14 protein-coding genes and 1 pseudogene are annotated in these 13230 nt (G+C 63.9%); 10 read left to right on the top strand and 5 right to left on the bottom strand.

Going from position 1 to position 13230, the window contains the following annotated elements:
* The first annotated feature begins 123 nt into the window (after positions 1–123).
* Together EN874_RS11970 and EN874_RS11965 are read left to right on the top strand one after the other, a co-directional pair.
* Entirely contained in the window at positions 124–1083 is a 960-nt protein-coding gene (locus tag EN874_RS11970; protein WP_127424926.1) for a cation diffusion facilitator family transporter, read from the top strand.
* 35 nt (positions 1084–1118) lie between these two features.
* Positions 1119–1523, top strand: coding sequence for a GFA family protein (locus EN874_RS11965; protein WP_127424925.1), 405 nt, complete (start codon positions 1119–1121; stop codon positions 1521–1523).
* 12 nt (positions 1524–1535) lie between these two features.
* Here the strand turns inward: EN874_RS11965 and EN874_RS11960 are convergent, their stop codons facing one another.
* Positions 1536–2786 (bottom strand): DNA recombination protein RmuC, encoded by a 1251-nt coding sequence (locus EN874_RS11960; RefSeq protein WP_127424924.1) that lies wholly within the window; start codon positions 2784–2786, stop codon positions 1536–1538.
* Between the two features lie 103 nt (positions 2787–2889).
* Between EN874_RS11960 and def the strand changes: the two genes are divergently transcribed.
* The 7 genes and pseudogenes from def (at position 2890) to truA (ending at position 8852) form a co-directional block, all read left to right on the top strand.
* Entirely contained in the window at positions 2890–3420 is a 531-nt protein-coding gene (gene def / locus EN874_RS11955) for a peptide deformylase (RefSeq protein WP_126086615.1), read from the top strand.
* A 252-nt stretch (positions 3421–3672) separates the two neighbouring features.
* Positions 3673–4632 (top strand): annotated as a pseudogene (locus EN874_RS11950) (IS1595 family transposase); the annotation flags it as partial.
* Between the two features lie 1122 nt (positions 4633–5754).
* Positions 5755–6042, top strand: a complete 288-nt coding sequence (locus EN874_RS11940) for a plasmid stabilization protein (RefSeq protein ID WP_168247426.1) — start codon at positions 5755–5757, stop codon at positions 6040–6042.
* Positions 6039–6464: a type II toxin-antitoxin system VapC family toxin gene (locus EN874_RS11935; protein ID WP_127424922.1), complete on the top strand. Its 426-nt coding sequence runs from the start codon at positions 6039–6041 to the stop codon at positions 6462–6464. Before EN874_RS11940 ends, EN874_RS11935 begins: the two co-directional genes overlap by 4 nt.
* A 42-nt stretch (positions 6465–6506) precedes the next feature.
* Positions 6507–7442 carry a methionyl-tRNA formyltransferase gene (gene fmt, locus EN874_RS11930; RefSeq protein ID WP_127424921.1) on the top strand — a complete coding sequence of 312 codons (936 nt, stop codon included), beginning with the start codon at positions 6507–6509 and terminating at the stop codon, positions 7440–7442.
* Positions 7439–7945 carry an N-acetyltransferase gene (locus EN874_RS11925; RefSeq protein WP_127424920.1) on the top strand — a complete coding sequence of 169 codons (507 nt, stop codon included), beginning with the start codon at positions 7439–7441 and terminating at the stop codon, positions 7943–7945. The genes fmt and EN874_RS11925 overlap by 4 nt, the downstream gene beginning before the upstream one ends.
* 91 nt (positions 7946–8036) lie before the next feature.
* Positions 8037–8852 (top strand): tRNA pseudouridine(38-40) synthase TruA, encoded by an 816-nt coding sequence (truA, locus tag EN874_RS11920; RefSeq protein ID WP_127424919.1) that lies wholly within the window; start codon positions 8037–8039, stop codon positions 8850–8852.
* A gap of 215 nt (positions 8853–9067) precedes the next feature.
* Here the strand turns inward: truA and EN874_RS11905 are convergent, their stop codons facing one another.
* Both EN874_RS11905 and dapE read right to left on the bottom strand, forming a co-directional pair.
* The gene (locus EN874_RS11905) at positions 9068–9673 is read right to left on the bottom strand and encodes a transporter (protein ID WP_126089638.1); all 606 of its coding nucleotides are present in this window, start codon (positions 9671–9673) and stop codon (positions 9068–9070) included.
* A 2-nt stretch (positions 9674–9675) separates the two neighbouring features.
* Positions 9676–10875, bottom strand: a complete 1200-nt coding sequence (gene dapE, locus EN874_RS11900; RefSeq protein WP_127424918.1) for a succinyl-diaminopimelate desuccinylase — start codon at positions 10873–10875, stop codon at positions 9676–9678.
* 116 nt (positions 10876–10991) lie between these two features.
* On the opposite strand from dapE, the gene EN874_RS11895 reads away from it, so the two are divergent.
* Positions 10992–12026, top strand: a complete 1035-nt coding sequence (locus EN874_RS11895) for a 2-dehydropantoate 2-reductase (protein WP_127424917.1) — start codon at positions 10992–10994, stop codon at positions 12024–12026.
* Here the strand turns inward: EN874_RS11895 and EN874_RS11890 are convergent.
* Both EN874_RS11890 and EN874_RS11885 read right to left on the bottom strand, forming a co-directional pair.
* On the bottom strand, positions 12001–12702 hold the full coding sequence (locus tag EN874_RS11890; RefSeq protein ID WP_127424916.1) for a hypothetical protein: 702 nt from the start codon (positions 12700–12702) through the stop codon (positions 12001–12003). The two genes, EN874_RS11895 and EN874_RS11890, sit on opposite strands and share 26 nt — an antisense overlap.
* Positions 12703–12711: 9 nt before the next feature.
* Positions 12712–13089: a DUF805 domain-containing protein gene (locus EN874_RS11885; protein ID WP_168247427.1), complete on the bottom strand. Its 378-nt coding sequence runs from the start codon at positions 13087–13089 to the stop codon at positions 12712–12714.
* Between the last annotated feature and the right edge of the window lie 141 nt (positions 13090–13230).

Genomic DNA, 13230 nt, shown 5'->3' with positions numbered 1-13230 from the left:
TGTCGGGCGGTTGGACGGGATGCGCGTCGGTGCTCCTGAACCTTGGAGCGGCTGGCGCATTGTCTGTAGAGCTTCGGCCAACTGGCCGCTAAGCTCGAATCGATCGGCGAGGGTCAGGATCGAATGGCAGGGCATGCCGGCTCGAAAAGGGTGATCTACGCGGCGCTGGCCGGCAATCTCGCGATCGCGCTGACCAAATTCGCCGCGGCCTTCTTCACCGGTTCTTCGGCGATGCTGTCGGAAGGCGTGCATTCGCTCGTCGACACCGGCAATGGCGGGCTTCTGCTTTACGGCATGCGCCGGGCCGCGCGCCCGGCCGACCGCGCGCATCCGCTCGGCCATGGCCGGGAGCTCTATTTCTGGAGCTTCATCGTCGCGCTGCTGGTTTTCGCCCTGGGCGCCGGCGTCTCCTTCTATGAAGGCGTCGTCCACGTCATGGCGCCCGAGCCCATCGTCAACGCCAGGGTCAACTACATCGTGCTTGGCCTGTCCTTCCTGTTCGAGGGCAGTTCCTGGCTGGTGGCGCTGAAGGAGTTCCGCCAGGAGAAGGGCAGTCAGGGCTGGTTCCAGGCGGTGCGCCGCAGCAAGGACCCCAGCGTCTACACAGTGCTGTTCGAGGACAGCGCGGCACTGCTCGGCCTGATCGTCGCCTTCGCCGGCATCCTCGCGTCCGGACTGCTGGAAATCCCGGAGCTCGACGGCGTCGGCTCGATCGGCATCGCGATCATCCTTGGCGCGACCGCGGCCTTTCTGGCACGCGAGAGCAAGGGGCTGCTCATGGGCGAGCCCGCCTCCCCCGAGGTGCAGCGCAAGGTCCTGGCGATCGTCGAGGATGATCCGGCGGTGCAGCGGGCGAACGGGATCCTGAGTGTCCATATCGGCCCGGAAGAAATCGTCGCCGGCCTGAGCATCGAATTCGAGGACCATCTCACCGCGCCGGAGATCGAAGCCTGCGTTGAACGCCTGGAAGCGCGGCTGAAAACCGACATGCCCGAAATCACCAGGCTGTTCGTCAAGCCGCAGGCGACTGGCACATGGGAGCGCAGGCGCAAGGCTATCGCCGAAGCCTCCGAAGAAGATTAGGTTTGAGCGAAGCAATTTTTTGGGGAGCAAGCCCGATGAAAATCGACGGCGGGTGCCACTGCGGCGCCATCACCTATGAGGCGGAGGTCGACCCGGAAAAGACCTCGATCTGCCACTGCACGGACTGCCAGCAACTGACCGGCACCGCGTTTCGCGTTACCGTGCGGGTGCCGGAGGAGGATTACCGCATCACCAAGGGCGAGCCCAAGGTCTACATCAAGACCGGGACGACCGGCGCCAAGCGGGCGCAGGGCTTCTGCGGCGAGTGCGGCTCGCATCTTTATGCCACCTCCGTCGGCGACGGCCCGAAGGTCTACGGCATCAGGACCGGCACGGCGCGCCAGCGCGATCAGCTGGTGCCGAGGACGCAATACTGGCATCGCTCGGCTCTGCACTGGCTGCCGGAATTCGAGGGCACGAGGGTGGTCGAGGAGCAGTAGTCGTTTGGCGGCTCAGTCGTCGCCTTCGACGACGCGCAACCTGAGCTGGCCGGTCTTGGAATCGGCCACGCGCGCGCCGGCCTCCACCTTGGCCGGACCGCGCGGCGGCTCGGTTTCCCCTTCGGCGAACTCTAGCGCTTCGATCTTCTGGCCGCGCTTGGTCACTTTCGACGTCGAAACGAGGATGTCGTCTATGTCCTTGCTTGCCTGGCCGAAATGCGTCTGCAGCCGGCGCACGCGCTCGTCGACGCGCGCCACGTCCTCCATCAGGCGGATGACCTCGCCCTGGATCAGATGCGCCTGCTCGCGCATGCGCGCATCCTTCAGGATTGCCTGGATCACCTGGATCGACAGCATCAAGAGCGACGGCGAGACGATGACGACGCGGGCGCGGTGCGCCTTCTGCACCACGGCCTCGAAATTCTCGTGGATCTCGGCGAACACCGATTCCGACGGCACGAACATGAAGGCGGTGTCCTGCGTCTCGCCCTGGATCAGGTATTTTTCGGCGATATCGCGGATATGCACCTCGATATCGCGGCGGAACGCCTGCGCGGCGACCTTCTGCAGGTCGGGGCTCTCGGCGGCGCGGATGGCGTTCCAAGCTTCCAGCGGAAACTTGGCGTCGATGGCAAGCATCGGCGCGCCGTTCGGCATCCGCACGAGGCAGTCCGGCCGGCTGCCGTTCGACAGGCCCGCCTGAAACTCGTAGGCGCCGTGCGGCAGCCCGTCGGCGACGATCGCCTCCATGCGCGACTGGCCGAAGGCGCCGCGCGTCTGCTTGTTGGAAAGGATCGCCTGCAGCTGCACGACCTGGCCGGCTAAAGACTGGATGTTGCCTTGCGCGGTGTCGATCACCGCCAGCCGCTCTTGCAATTTGGCCAGGCTCTCATGCGTCGATTTGGTCTGCTCGGCCATGGTCTGGCCGAGGCGGCCGGTCATGGCGTCGAGCCGCTGTCCGAGCGATTGGGTGAGCTCGGCCTGCCTGGCGCCGAACACTTCGGCGATCGCGCCCATGCGGCCCTGCATCTCGGCCTGCGCCTGCAGGATGTCCGCCATCCGCGCCTCGGTATCGCGGGCATGATCGGCCGCTTCGGCCGCGGCAACCGCGCGTGCCCCGGCAGCGCGCCACAGCGCTATGACGAGCGCCAGGAAAAACGCCAGCAGCAGAAGCCCGCCGAAGCCGAGCGCCTCGCCGAGCGTGATCGTGGTGGCGCCGAGCCGCGCGACCGGTTGCGAAAGGATGGAGGTCATGTCGTTCATGTCGGCAGCATAACCGATTCGGCCCGCCGGCACAGATCAAAACGTGAACAGGCGGATGATGTCCCGGTTGACGCTTTTCCTGCGAGGTCTTAGGTGAGACGCCATGTCGATCAAGCCGCTCATCATTCTTCCCGATCCCATCCTGCGCCAGGTTTCCAAGCCGGTGGAGCGCGTCGACGGCGATTTGCGCAAGCTCGCCGACGACATGCTGGAAACCATGTACGACGCGCCGGGCATCGGGCTGGCGGCGATCCAGGTCGGCGAGCCGCGGCGCCTGCTCGTCATCGACCTTGCCAAGGAAGGCGAGGAGCCGGCGCCGCATGTCTTCATCAATCCGGAGATCCTCGAAAGCTCCGACCAGCGCTCGGTCTATGAGGAAGGCTGCCTGTCGATCCCCGACTATTATGCCGAGGTCGAGCGTCCCGCCGCGGTGCGGGTGAAATATCTCGACCGCGACGGCAAGCTGCAGGAGATTGACGCCGAAGGCCTGATGGCGACCTGTCTGCAGCACGAGATCGACCACCTCAACGGCGTGCTGTTCATCGACCACATCTCGAAGCTGAAGCGCGACATGGTGGTGAGGAAGTTCAAGAAGCTCGCCAAGGACAAGGCGCCGGGCAAGATGGTGGGATAGGGTTATTTAAGCCGTCCACGCAAAATCCAGTCCTTCCCGAGCTCGAACGCTTTTGAACCGATCTCTAGCGCAAGCGCGCGAGACTCCGGTGAGAATATAAGAATCGTAGCGACAGCTCCCGCAAACAATGGCGTGAGATAAACTGCAAAAGATCGTTCACTTCGTTTACCGCTTATCCCGTTCGCTCAGGTGGTAACCATATCTGGTGATTCCTGATGACAGATGCCGTAGCCCTATCCTATTGGCGTCGGCATGGGCGAGGCGCTGTTTCCGACCCGGTGGAAGTACGACAGACCACCGTCGATCGAGAAGTTCGTGGAGACTTTCCACGACGACTACGCTTGCGCGGAATATCTGACCAAAAAGCGATGGCTAGGCGGCTTCGTGTGCCCGAGCTGCGGTTCCAGGAAAGGCTGGCGCCTTGAAGCGCGGCCGTGGCTGTTCGAATGCGCTGGCAAGGGAGAAAGGCCTGGATGTCGTAGGCAGACCTCGGTGATCGCTGGGACGGTCATGCAGGGCACGCACCTGCCATTGCGCAAGTGGTTCCTGGCCGCCTACCTGATGGCGACGCACTCCAACAGCATCTCCGCCCTGCAGCTCCAGCCGAAGCTCGGGGTTTCCTACAAGACGGCCTGGCTGGTGCTCCACAAGCTCCGGCGGGCCATGGTCAACCCGGAACGGACGCCACTTTCGGGAACCGTCGACGTGGACGAGTCCGCCATCCCGTATCGGCGCAAGGAGGACGCTCTGGAGCGCGGCGGCGGCAGCAGCACGGCCAACCAGATCTGGATCGCTGGCGCCGTCGAGACCGTTGGCAAGCATGGCGTCGGACGCATCAGGTTAGCTCGTATCGCCGACAGGTCGGCCGAGAGCCTCGTTCCGTTCGTCGAGGCGAACACGCTGCCGGGAACCTGGCTGCGGACGGATGACTACGCCCCTTACGATAAGGTGGAAGACCGTCGTCTAACCAAGGTGAACGTCAAGAAATCCAAGCTCCCGGCACATATCCTTCTGAAATGGCCACACGTTGTCTTCGCGAACCTGAAGAGGTGGGCGCTCGGAACGTTCCACGGATTCCGAGAGAAGCATCTCGACGCATATCTGAACGAGTTCGTGTTCCGCTGGAACAGGCGGCGGGGATTCCAGAACACCTTGGACGGGATGCTTGGGATCGGCCGCCGCATCGGGCCCGTCACCTACCGCGGGATCGTCGGCGACACGACGGAGTGGAAGAAGGCGCACATCGACCAGGTTCTTGCCATGTGCCACCCGACCAAGCAGCAGATCGTCAGCGACTTGGTGCGCTACTACCGTGCTCCCAAACTCGACGTGCTCGAGAACATGGTCTGGTGGATGAGGCGCTTGCGGGAGGAGCATCTCGATGCCCTCCTTGATTTCGGTTGGGACATCGAAGGAGTGCCGGAACTCGATGATGTTCCTCGCAGCTACGGCCGTCAGAAACCGAGGCGCGCCGTGCTCGCGCCTCGGCGCCCGGGTGAGGAGCAATTGCGCGGCGGTCGGTACAGGCATCCACCCCGTCCGCCGCGTGGGCATCTGCGGCACATCCCGTCGGGTTCGCCGATTACGCTGGCCTAAAGACTTTCCTGCAATCAATCTGCTCTGATGGAGTTCGACGCTTTGGAAATCGTGCCCGCGCTAATATGGGGCTTTTTGGTGGGCTTCGTCGGCTGGGGAGCGTACCCCCGCCTTCCAGTGCCGATAGCCAGATGGTTGCTGCAAGACGCCAGATCTAATGGTATTGCCGTCGGCATTGCGGTGGTGCTCGTTGCACTGTTCCTCATGGCCGCGATAATGTTCGCACTTTGCTTTGTGCCGCTTCTACGGAGCGCTACGCAGCATGACGTTGAGCCCCACCTATGGCGCGACCTGTACGGCCTTAGTTTTATGAGCTCATTGATCGGCTTTGTCAGTCTGGGAGTGATGCGCCGCTTTCGGCGCTGAACGGAGCACGGCTTAAGGGTTCCTGTTGCGGGCGGTGCATCTACGGCCCCTTGGAATGGCGCCAGCCGCCACTCGAAAGCGGCAGACATCACTGCCCGAATCTGTTCCACTCCCATGACTGCAGCGCTCAGGAATTGAATCGTTGCCTTCCGGCCGTTGCGAACCTTCGAGACGGCTCTCGAACTCTTCCTATATCTGGTATGTCCCTGAGCGAACGGGATAAGCGGTCTTCGTTTCAACAACTCGCCTTGCTTGAATTCTCATATGCGGAACGTATTTGAATTTAGTTAACGACTCGCAAAATCCGCAGGCTGAAATCGCATTGAACAAGCGCGATCGACGCGATATCATGATATCAGTTTGGAGGTTATCATGGGCGACATGCTAATCAGAAATGTTCCTGAGCCCCTAAAACGTGAGATCGAGCAGGCTGCCCGGAAAATTGGGCAGAGCTTGTCAGGCAAAGCCATTGATCTTCTTTGGAAGGGGATGATTGCGGAAAAAGAGGGGCGGCCGGAGGCCAATTTTTCCGCTTGGGATAGCATTCGTTCCGCATTTGCAGATGAAAGCGCGATTGACGGCGAGTTTGCTGAGATGATGAACACCATCGAAGCGGAGAGGAAGCGTGACTTCGGTCGTCAGCCAGAGGATTTTGAGTGATCCTCCTCGATACCAACGTCGTTTCCGAAGCAAGCAGAACGATACCTGACCCCAATGTGGTCGAATGGTTTCGCAGACAAGATCTGCTGAATCTCTATCTATGTGGCCCTGTCATCATGGAGCAGTCGTTCGGTGCTGAAAGATTTCTAAACAAGACCGGATCGGATCGCCATGTCCGTGCTCTCGACCATCTAATTTCGAAACAGTTTTCGGGGCGTATCCTTGAGTTTGCAGACGCGGTCCCCCGTCTTGCCGGCAGGCTCCGGGCGACCAGGGAAAGGGTAGGTCGTCCAATCAGCCTTTCCGATGCCATGATCGCAGCCATCTGCCTTGCGCATGACGCCACGCTTGCGACGCGCAACATCCGCGATTTCGATGGGCTTGACCTGAAGCTCGTAAACCCTTTTGAAGCGGGCGCCTAAATCAACGGCCGGTTTGGGCACGAAACAGGATCGCAGGACATCATGCCCCTTCGCGTCATCTTCATGGGCACGCCGGATTTTTCCGTGCCGACGCTCAGCGCGATCGCCGGGGCCGGGCATGACATCGCCGCCGTTTATACCCAGCCGCCGCGCGCCGCTGGCCGGCGCGGGCTGGAACTGACGCCCTCGCCGGTGCAGCGAGAGGCGGAGCGGCTTGGCCTCGAGGTGCGGACGCCGGCATCGCTGAAAAGCGAGCCCGAGCAGCAGGCCTTCGCCGCCTTGCGGGCCGATGTCGCGGTGGTCGTCGCCTATGGCCTGCTTCTGCCGAAACCCGTCTTGGAGGCCACCAGATTGGGCTGCCTCAACGCCCATGCCTCACTTTTGCCGCGTTGGCGCGGTGCCGCTCCCATCCAGCGCGCCATCATGGCCGGCGATGCCGAGACCGGCATGATGATCATGCGCATGGAAGAAGGTCTCGACACCGGTCCGGTGGCATTGGTTGAAAAATCGCCCATCGGACCCGATATGACCGCCGGCGAATTGCATGACCGGATGATGGACTTAGGCGCTTCGCTGATGGTGGAAGCGCTGACGCGGCTGGGGATAAATTGTCTGACATTTACCCAACAGGCGACGGAAGGGGTGACCTACGCCCGAAAGATCGATAAATCGGAGACACGCGTAGACTGGACGCGGCCTGCCGGCGAAGTCCACAATCACATTCGCGGCCTTTCGCCCTTCCCGGGCGCGTGGTGCGAGGTCGAAATTGGTGGCCGCGTGGAGCGGCTGAAACTGCTTCGCTCGACGCTTTCCAACGGCGTCGGCGAGTCGGGAGGTATTCTCGATGACCGGCTGACGGTCGCCTGCGGGTCAGGCGCGGTGCGGCTGGTCGAAGTTCAACGGGCGGGTGGAAGGCCCGCCGCCGCGCAGGAGTTTCTGCGCGGGGCCAAGGTCGAAAAAGGAACGAAACTCACATGAGCATGATGTCGATACGCGCGGCGACGCCGCGGGATCGCGAGGCGATCCGCCTCGTCGAAGAGCATGCCTTCGGCCAGCAGGCGGAGGCCGGCCTGGTCGACGCCCTGGTGGCCGGTGGCGACACCGTCGTCGAGCTGGTTGCCGAAGAAGACGGCCAGGTCGTCGGCCACATCCTGTTTTCCAGGCTTTTCGTGCAGAACGGTGGCAAGCGGTCTGCCGCCGTGGCGCTGGCGCCGCTGGCGGTCGAGCCGTCCTTCCATGGCACCGGCATCGGCGGCGCGCTGATCCGCGAGGCGCATATCCGCCTCAAGGAAGCCGGCGAGCGGCTTGCCGTGGTGCTCGGCGATCCGGCCTATTACGGCCGTTTCGGCTACACCCATGCCCGCGCCGAGAAGTTCGAGAGCGAGTACCAGGGCGAGGCGCTGCAGGCGCTGGCCTGGGGCGACGCGCCCGAGGCCGGCAAGTTGGTCTACGCTTCGGCCTTCACCGCGCTTGCCGCCTAGAGCATGATCCCGAAAAGTGGGAACCGGTTTCGGGAAAGATCATGCTCAATCGAAAAAGGGCCTCGTCGCGATCGCGGGCGGTCGTGTGAACATGCCGCGTTTTCGGCTCGACATCGAATATGACGGCAGCCAGTTCGCCGGCTGGCAGCACCAGGCAGACCAGCTATCGGTGCAGCAGGCAATCGAGCAGGCGATCGAAAAATTCTGCGGCGAAGAGGTAAGAATACGTGCCGCCGGCCGCACCGATGCCGGCGTGCATGCCACCGCGCAGGTGGCGCATGTCGATCTCGGCAAGGAATGGCCGGGCGACAAGGTGCGTGATGCCGTCAACGCCCATCTGCAGGCGGCCGGCGCGCGCGTCGCCATCTTGAAGGCGGCGGTCGTCGCCGACGATTTCGACGCGCGCTTCTCGGCCACCGGCCGCCACTACCTCTACCGCATCCTCAACCGCCGCGCGCCGTCGGCGCTGGAAAGGGGCAAGGTCTGGTGGGTGCCGAAGCGCCTCGATGCCGAGGCCATGCACGAGGCGGCGAAGGTGCTGCTCGGCAAGCATGACTTCACCACCTTCCGCTCCACCCAGTGCCAGGCCGAAAGCCCGGTCCGCACGCTTGCGCAGCTTGACGTTAGCCGCGTTGGCGACCTGATCGAGATTCGCACCTCCGCGCGCTCCTTCCTGCACAATCAGGTGCGCTCGATGGTCGGCTCCTTGCGGCGCGTCGGCGACGGCTCCTGGAGCGCCGCCGATCTCAAGGCGGCGCTCGAAGCGCGCGACCGCGCCGCCTGCGGACAGGTTGCGCCGCCGGACGGGCTGTTTCTTGTCGGCGTCGATTATCCGCAATCCGTGGGGCAGTCCGATCAGTCAGCGTCGCTCACGGCCAAATCGTCAGACCAATTCGCGCCGCCGTAGAACAGGCGCAAAATCACCACGCGCTTGGGCTCTACGATGAAGGCGACCTGCGACGCCCGACTGAACTAGTTGATCGATAAAGGCGGCTTGCTCCGCCGGCAGGCTGAATGTGCGTTTTTCGGTGGCGGATATGTGCTTCCTCCTCGGAAGTCGGTATGAAAATATCATACCTGCTCCGGCGACGGCTTGGAAGACCGCCGCTCCCGATCCGACACCTAGCCCCTCGCACCGTCCGGGATGTCGATGCCGAGCAGCGCCTGCAGCCCGAACAGGACCAGCAGCGAGGCCACGAACATGCCGGCAAACACCGCGGTGCCGACGGCGGCGCCCTTGCCGATCGTCGCGTTGGTCATGCGCCAGGTCAGCACCATCGACAGCGCGAACAGAATGAGCGAGACCAGCCCGCTGATCTCGTCGGTCGGGGACAGGAACAGCCTCAGCAGCGCCGATGGCAGCATCAGCCAGGCGATGATCGCGGAGGCCCAGTTGGAGGCGACGACATAGTGGACGAAGCGTCCGCCGATGCCGGCGCGCGGCGCCACCAGCGCCAGCGCAACCAGCGGCAGCACCCAGGAGCCGATGTCGACGGTTGCCAGCCGGATCAGCATGCTGAGCCGCCCGGCGAATGCGTTCGGATCGCCGATCTCGTTGGCGATGCCGACCCAGCCGACGATCAGCGCCGGCAGTGCCACGACTATGGCGAAGAAGGAGTTCCAGAAACCGTCCGCCGAAAGGTCGAGCATGCGCAGACCGTCGGCCTTGCCGAACATCAGCCGCCAGGCCCCGGCCAGCGAAGCGAAGGTTTCGTCCGCGGAAAGCATGGTCACGTGAGACCTTTTCCGAACCAGTCCTCGATAAAACGCTCGTAGATGCGCGTCAGCGTCTCGAGATCGGCGACCGCCACGCGTTCATCCACCATGTGCATTGTCTTGCCGACCAACCCGAACTCGACCACCGGGCAAAAATCCTTGATGAAGCGCGCATCCGACGTGCCGCCGGAGGTCGAGAGCGCCGGCGTCCTGCCGACCACCGCTGCAACCGATGCGCTCAGCGTGTCGATCAGCTTGTCGTCGCGGGTGAGAAAGACATGGCTCGGCCGGTCACGCCAGACAAGCTCGTAGTCGACCGCGGTCGTCTTGCCGGGCCGGTATTTCTTGCGGCCGGCCGCCTGGTCAAGCCGGTTGTGGATCTCGGCCTGGATGGTCTCGGCATCCCACGTGTCGTTGAAGCGGATGTTGAAGGTGGCCGTCGCCTTGGCCGGGATGACATTGGTCGCCGGGTTGCCGACATCGATCGATGTCACTTCAAGATTGGTCGGCTGGAAATCCTTCGTTCCCTTGTCGAACACCGGATGGAGCAACGCGTCAACCAGGCTGATGAGACCGCGCACCGGGTTGTCGGCAAGCTGCGGATAGGCGGCATGGCCCTGGCGTCCGTTGACGACGACGCTGCCGGAGAGCGAACCGCGCCGGCCGATCTTGACCATGTCGCCGAGCGCGTCCGGATTGGTCGGCTCGCCGACGATCGAGGCGTCCCATTTCTCGCCCTGGGCGGCCGCCCAGTCGAGCAGCTTTACCGTCCCGTTGATGGCCGGTCCTTCCTCGTCGCCGGTGATCAGCAGCGAGACCGAGCCCTTGGGACCGCCATTCTTCTCGATATGGCGCGCCACCGCGGCAATGAAGCAGGCGATGCCGCCCTTCATGTCGACGGCGCCGCGGCCATACATCTCGCCATTGGCGATCTCGGCGGCAAAGGGCGGATGCGTCCAGGCCGCGTCATCTCCGACCGGCACGACGTCGGTATGGCCGGCAAACATCAGATGCGGGCCATTGCCCGATCGCCGCGCATAGAGGTTCTCGATGTCCGGCGTGCCATCCTCCGAGAACACCGGCCGCTCGACCGAGAAGCCGAGCGGCTTCAGCATGTCTTCCAGTGCCTGCAGCGCGCCGCCCTCGGCGGGCGTCACGGAAGGGCAGCGGATCAGGGCGGCAAGGTTCTGGGCGGGATCGGTCGGCAATTTCATGGGCAAAGCGATAGTCGAAAGCAACGGGCCTGTCACGGCCGGACATGGTGGGCGAACACGCCGCCGACATTATGGTTTTCATGTCGTATAGTTGCGAGCCAAGTCGGGACGATCGCATGGCCAATGCAGACAAAACCATCGCCGTCGCCGGTGCCGGCAGCATCGGCTGCTATGTCGGCGGCTGCTTGGCGCTCGCCGGGCGAAAGGTGGTCTTCCTGGGCCGTGGCCGCATCGTCGAGGCCATGCGCAAGGACGGGCTGCGGGTCAGCGATCTCGACGGCCGCGACCGCGGCATCGGGCCTCAGGCGCTTGCCGTCACCGATGATCCCGTGATGGCGCTGCGCAACGCGGACATCATTCTGGTGACGGTAAAGAGCGGCGCGACCGGGGAGATGGCGACGCTCATTGCGACCCATGCCCGCCCCGATGCCATCGTGGTCAGCCTGCAGAATGGCGTCGACAATCCGGACAAGCTGCGCGCCGCGCTTCCGGCGCATCGCGTGCTCGCCGGCATGGTGGCGTTCAATGTCGTGCAATCGCCGGACGGCGAGGTGCCGTTCAGTGTGCGCCGCGCCAGCGACGGCATGGTGATGATCGAGGATGCCGTGTCCGGCCTTGCCGCACTGCTCGATGTCGAAGGACTCGGCGTTGAAACCCACGCCGACATGAAGGCGGTGCAGTGGAGCAAGCTCTTGATGAATCTCAACAATGCGCTGGTGGCGTTGTCCAACCTGCCGCTGGCGACCGAGCTGGCCGACCGTAACTGGCGGGTCATCCTGGCGGGCCAGATCGAAGAGGCGCTGGCAGCCATGAAGGCCGCGCGCATCGAGCCGGCGCGTATCGCTGGCCCGCCGCCATGGCTGCTGCCGAAGGTGCTCGGACTGCCGGACTGGCTGTTCGGTCTCCTGGCGCGTCGGCTGCTGGCCATCGACCCCAGGGCGCGGGCCTCGATGTGGGACGATCTGAAGCGCGGCCGGCCGACGGAGATCGACGAACTGCAGGGCGCGATCCTGCGGCTCGCTGAAAAGACCGGCGTGCCCGTGCCCCTGACCAGGCGCGTCGCGGCGCTGGTGCGTCAGGCGGAAGCGGAAAAGCGCGGCCCGCCAGGCTTGCGCCCGGATGCCGTCAGCGGCGTTCCTCGATCAGCGTGATCTTCTGCCAGATCTTGCGCGACAGGTTGGAGGCCAGGTTTTCGATGTCGTTGACCCCGTCGACGACCACGTCGTCATTGACCGACTGGGCGAACAGCGCCGCGATCTTGCCTGCGATCGACAGCATCTCCGAGCAATAGTCGAGATAGCGCGCGAGGTCGGCGGCGTTGGTGATGCGCGCCGGCGAATGCGCGGTCGGCTTGAAGTTGGCCGACAGCGTCGCTGGGTCCTTGGTCAGCTGGTGCATGTCGATGACATGGATCAGCGACCGGAGGCCATGCAGCTCGCGGAACACCTTCTTGCGCTTGATGCGCTCCTCGGCCCGCATCAGCGCCAGGAAGCCGACGACGGCGAGGATGAGCACGTTGAGGGCGGATTCGATGCCTTGCACCGACTGAACGGCGTCGCCGGGTCCGGAAAAGCGGCCGAGCGGCAGGATGGTGCCGACGAACAGGAAGACCAGCGCGCCGGCGACGACGGCGGCGACGATGACGCCGCGCAGCCACCAGATCGGCGCCTCCAGGGCCTTGGCCGATTGCGCCAGGTCGCGCGACAGCGATACCAGCTCGGCGGCCACGCCGCGCAGGCCGGCGTCCGGGAAGCGCTCGGCGACCCGCTCCTCAAGCCTTTCGGCGGTCTCGATGATCAGCTTCGGGTCGAGCGTGCGGTAGCGCATGGCGGCTGTTCAGCGGTCGGCAGGCGCATTCGTGCGGCTGCCGTAGCGATTGGATCCGGGCTGTCCCGGAAACAGGCAGAGCACCAGGAAGGCGACGATCGATACGACGGGCACGAACAGCACCAGCGCCGCGACGCCGGGCTTGTCGAGGTCGTGCAGCCGCTTCACCGCCAGCACGATGTTCGACCAAAGCGAGGCGAGGAAGGTCAGGAAGAAGACGAATGACCACATGTTGCTCTCGGCCGACCCCTCCGGCACCAGCGTGAAGCGGTAGAGCGGAAAAGCCTGCGCTAGCGCCACCAGCAACCCGCCGAGGAAATAGGCCGCGCGGCTGACGCGGCCCGAGGTTTTGAAGAAGAGCCAGATAAAGTCTGCTTTTTCAGGCAAGCGGGTCCGGTCCGTATTGATTGGCGCCTCTGGTGCCCTCGAGGATGCCGAGTTCGATCAACAGCCAGATGCCGCCGATGATGGGTATAATCAGCGCGACCGAATGTCGCGCCGGCGGAAGGTGCGTCCGTTTCCAGAAAA

The organism is Mesorhizobium sp. M1D.F.Ca.ET.231.01.1.1, assembly GCF_003999155.2.
In the GTDB taxonomy this organism is placed as follows: Bacteria; Pseudomonadota; Alphaproteobacteria; order Rhizobiales; family Rhizobiaceae; genus Mesorhizobium.
Note: the sequence above shows the minus strand (reverse complement) of the source record. Positions and strands in the feature narration are given on the sequence as shown.

What these genes read in the sequence shown, in the direction of transcription:
- EN874_RS11970 (WP_127424926.1), top strand. Translation starts at nt 124, where the DNA reads ATGGCAGGGCATGCCGGCTCGAAAAGGGTGATCTACGCGGCGCTGGCC.
- EN874_RS11965 (WP_127424925.1), top strand. Translation starts at nt 1,119, where the DNA reads ATGAAAATCGACGGCGGGTGCCACTGCGGCGCCATCACCTATGAGGCG.
- EN874_RS11960 (WP_127424924.1), bottom strand. Translation starts at nt 2,786, where the DNA reads ATGAACGACATGACCTCCATCCTTTCGCAACCGGTCGCGCGGCTCGGC.
- def (WP_126086615.1), top strand. Translation starts at nt 2,890, where the DNA reads ATGTCGATCAAGCCGCTCATCATTCTTCCCGATCCCATCCTGCGCCAG.
- EN874_RS11940 (WP_168247426.1), top strand. Translation starts at nt 5,755, where the DNA reads ATGGGCGACATGCTAATCAGAAATGTTCCTGAGCCCCTAAAACGTGAG.
- fmt (WP_127424921.1), top strand. Translation starts at nt 6,507, where the DNA reads ATGCCCCTTCGCGTCATCTTCATGGGCACGCCGGATTTTTCCGTGCCG.
- EN874_RS11925 (WP_127424920.1), top strand. Translation starts at nt 7,439, where the DNA reads ATGAGCATGATGTCGATACGCGCGGCGACGCCGCGGGATCGCGAGGCG.
- truA (WP_127424919.1), top strand. Translation starts at nt 8,037, where the DNA reads ATGCCGCGTTTTCGGCTCGACATCGAATATGACGGCAGCCAGTTCGCC.
- EN874_RS11905 (WP_126089638.1), bottom strand. Translation starts at nt 9,673, where the DNA reads ATGCTTTCCGCGGACGAAACCTTCGCTTCGCTGGCCGGGGCCTGGCGG.
- dapE (WP_127424918.1), bottom strand. Translation starts at nt 10,875, where the DNA reads ATGAAATTGCCGACCGATCCCGCCCAGAACCTTGCCGCCCTGATCCGC.
- EN874_RS11895 (WP_127424917.1), top strand. Translation starts at nt 10,992, where the DNA reads ATGGCCAATGCAGACAAAACCATCGCCGTCGCCGGTGCCGGCAGCATC.
- EN874_RS11890 (WP_127424916.1), bottom strand. Translation starts at nt 12,702, where the DNA reads ATGCGCTACCGCACGCTCGACCCGAAGCTGATCATCGAGACCGCCGAA.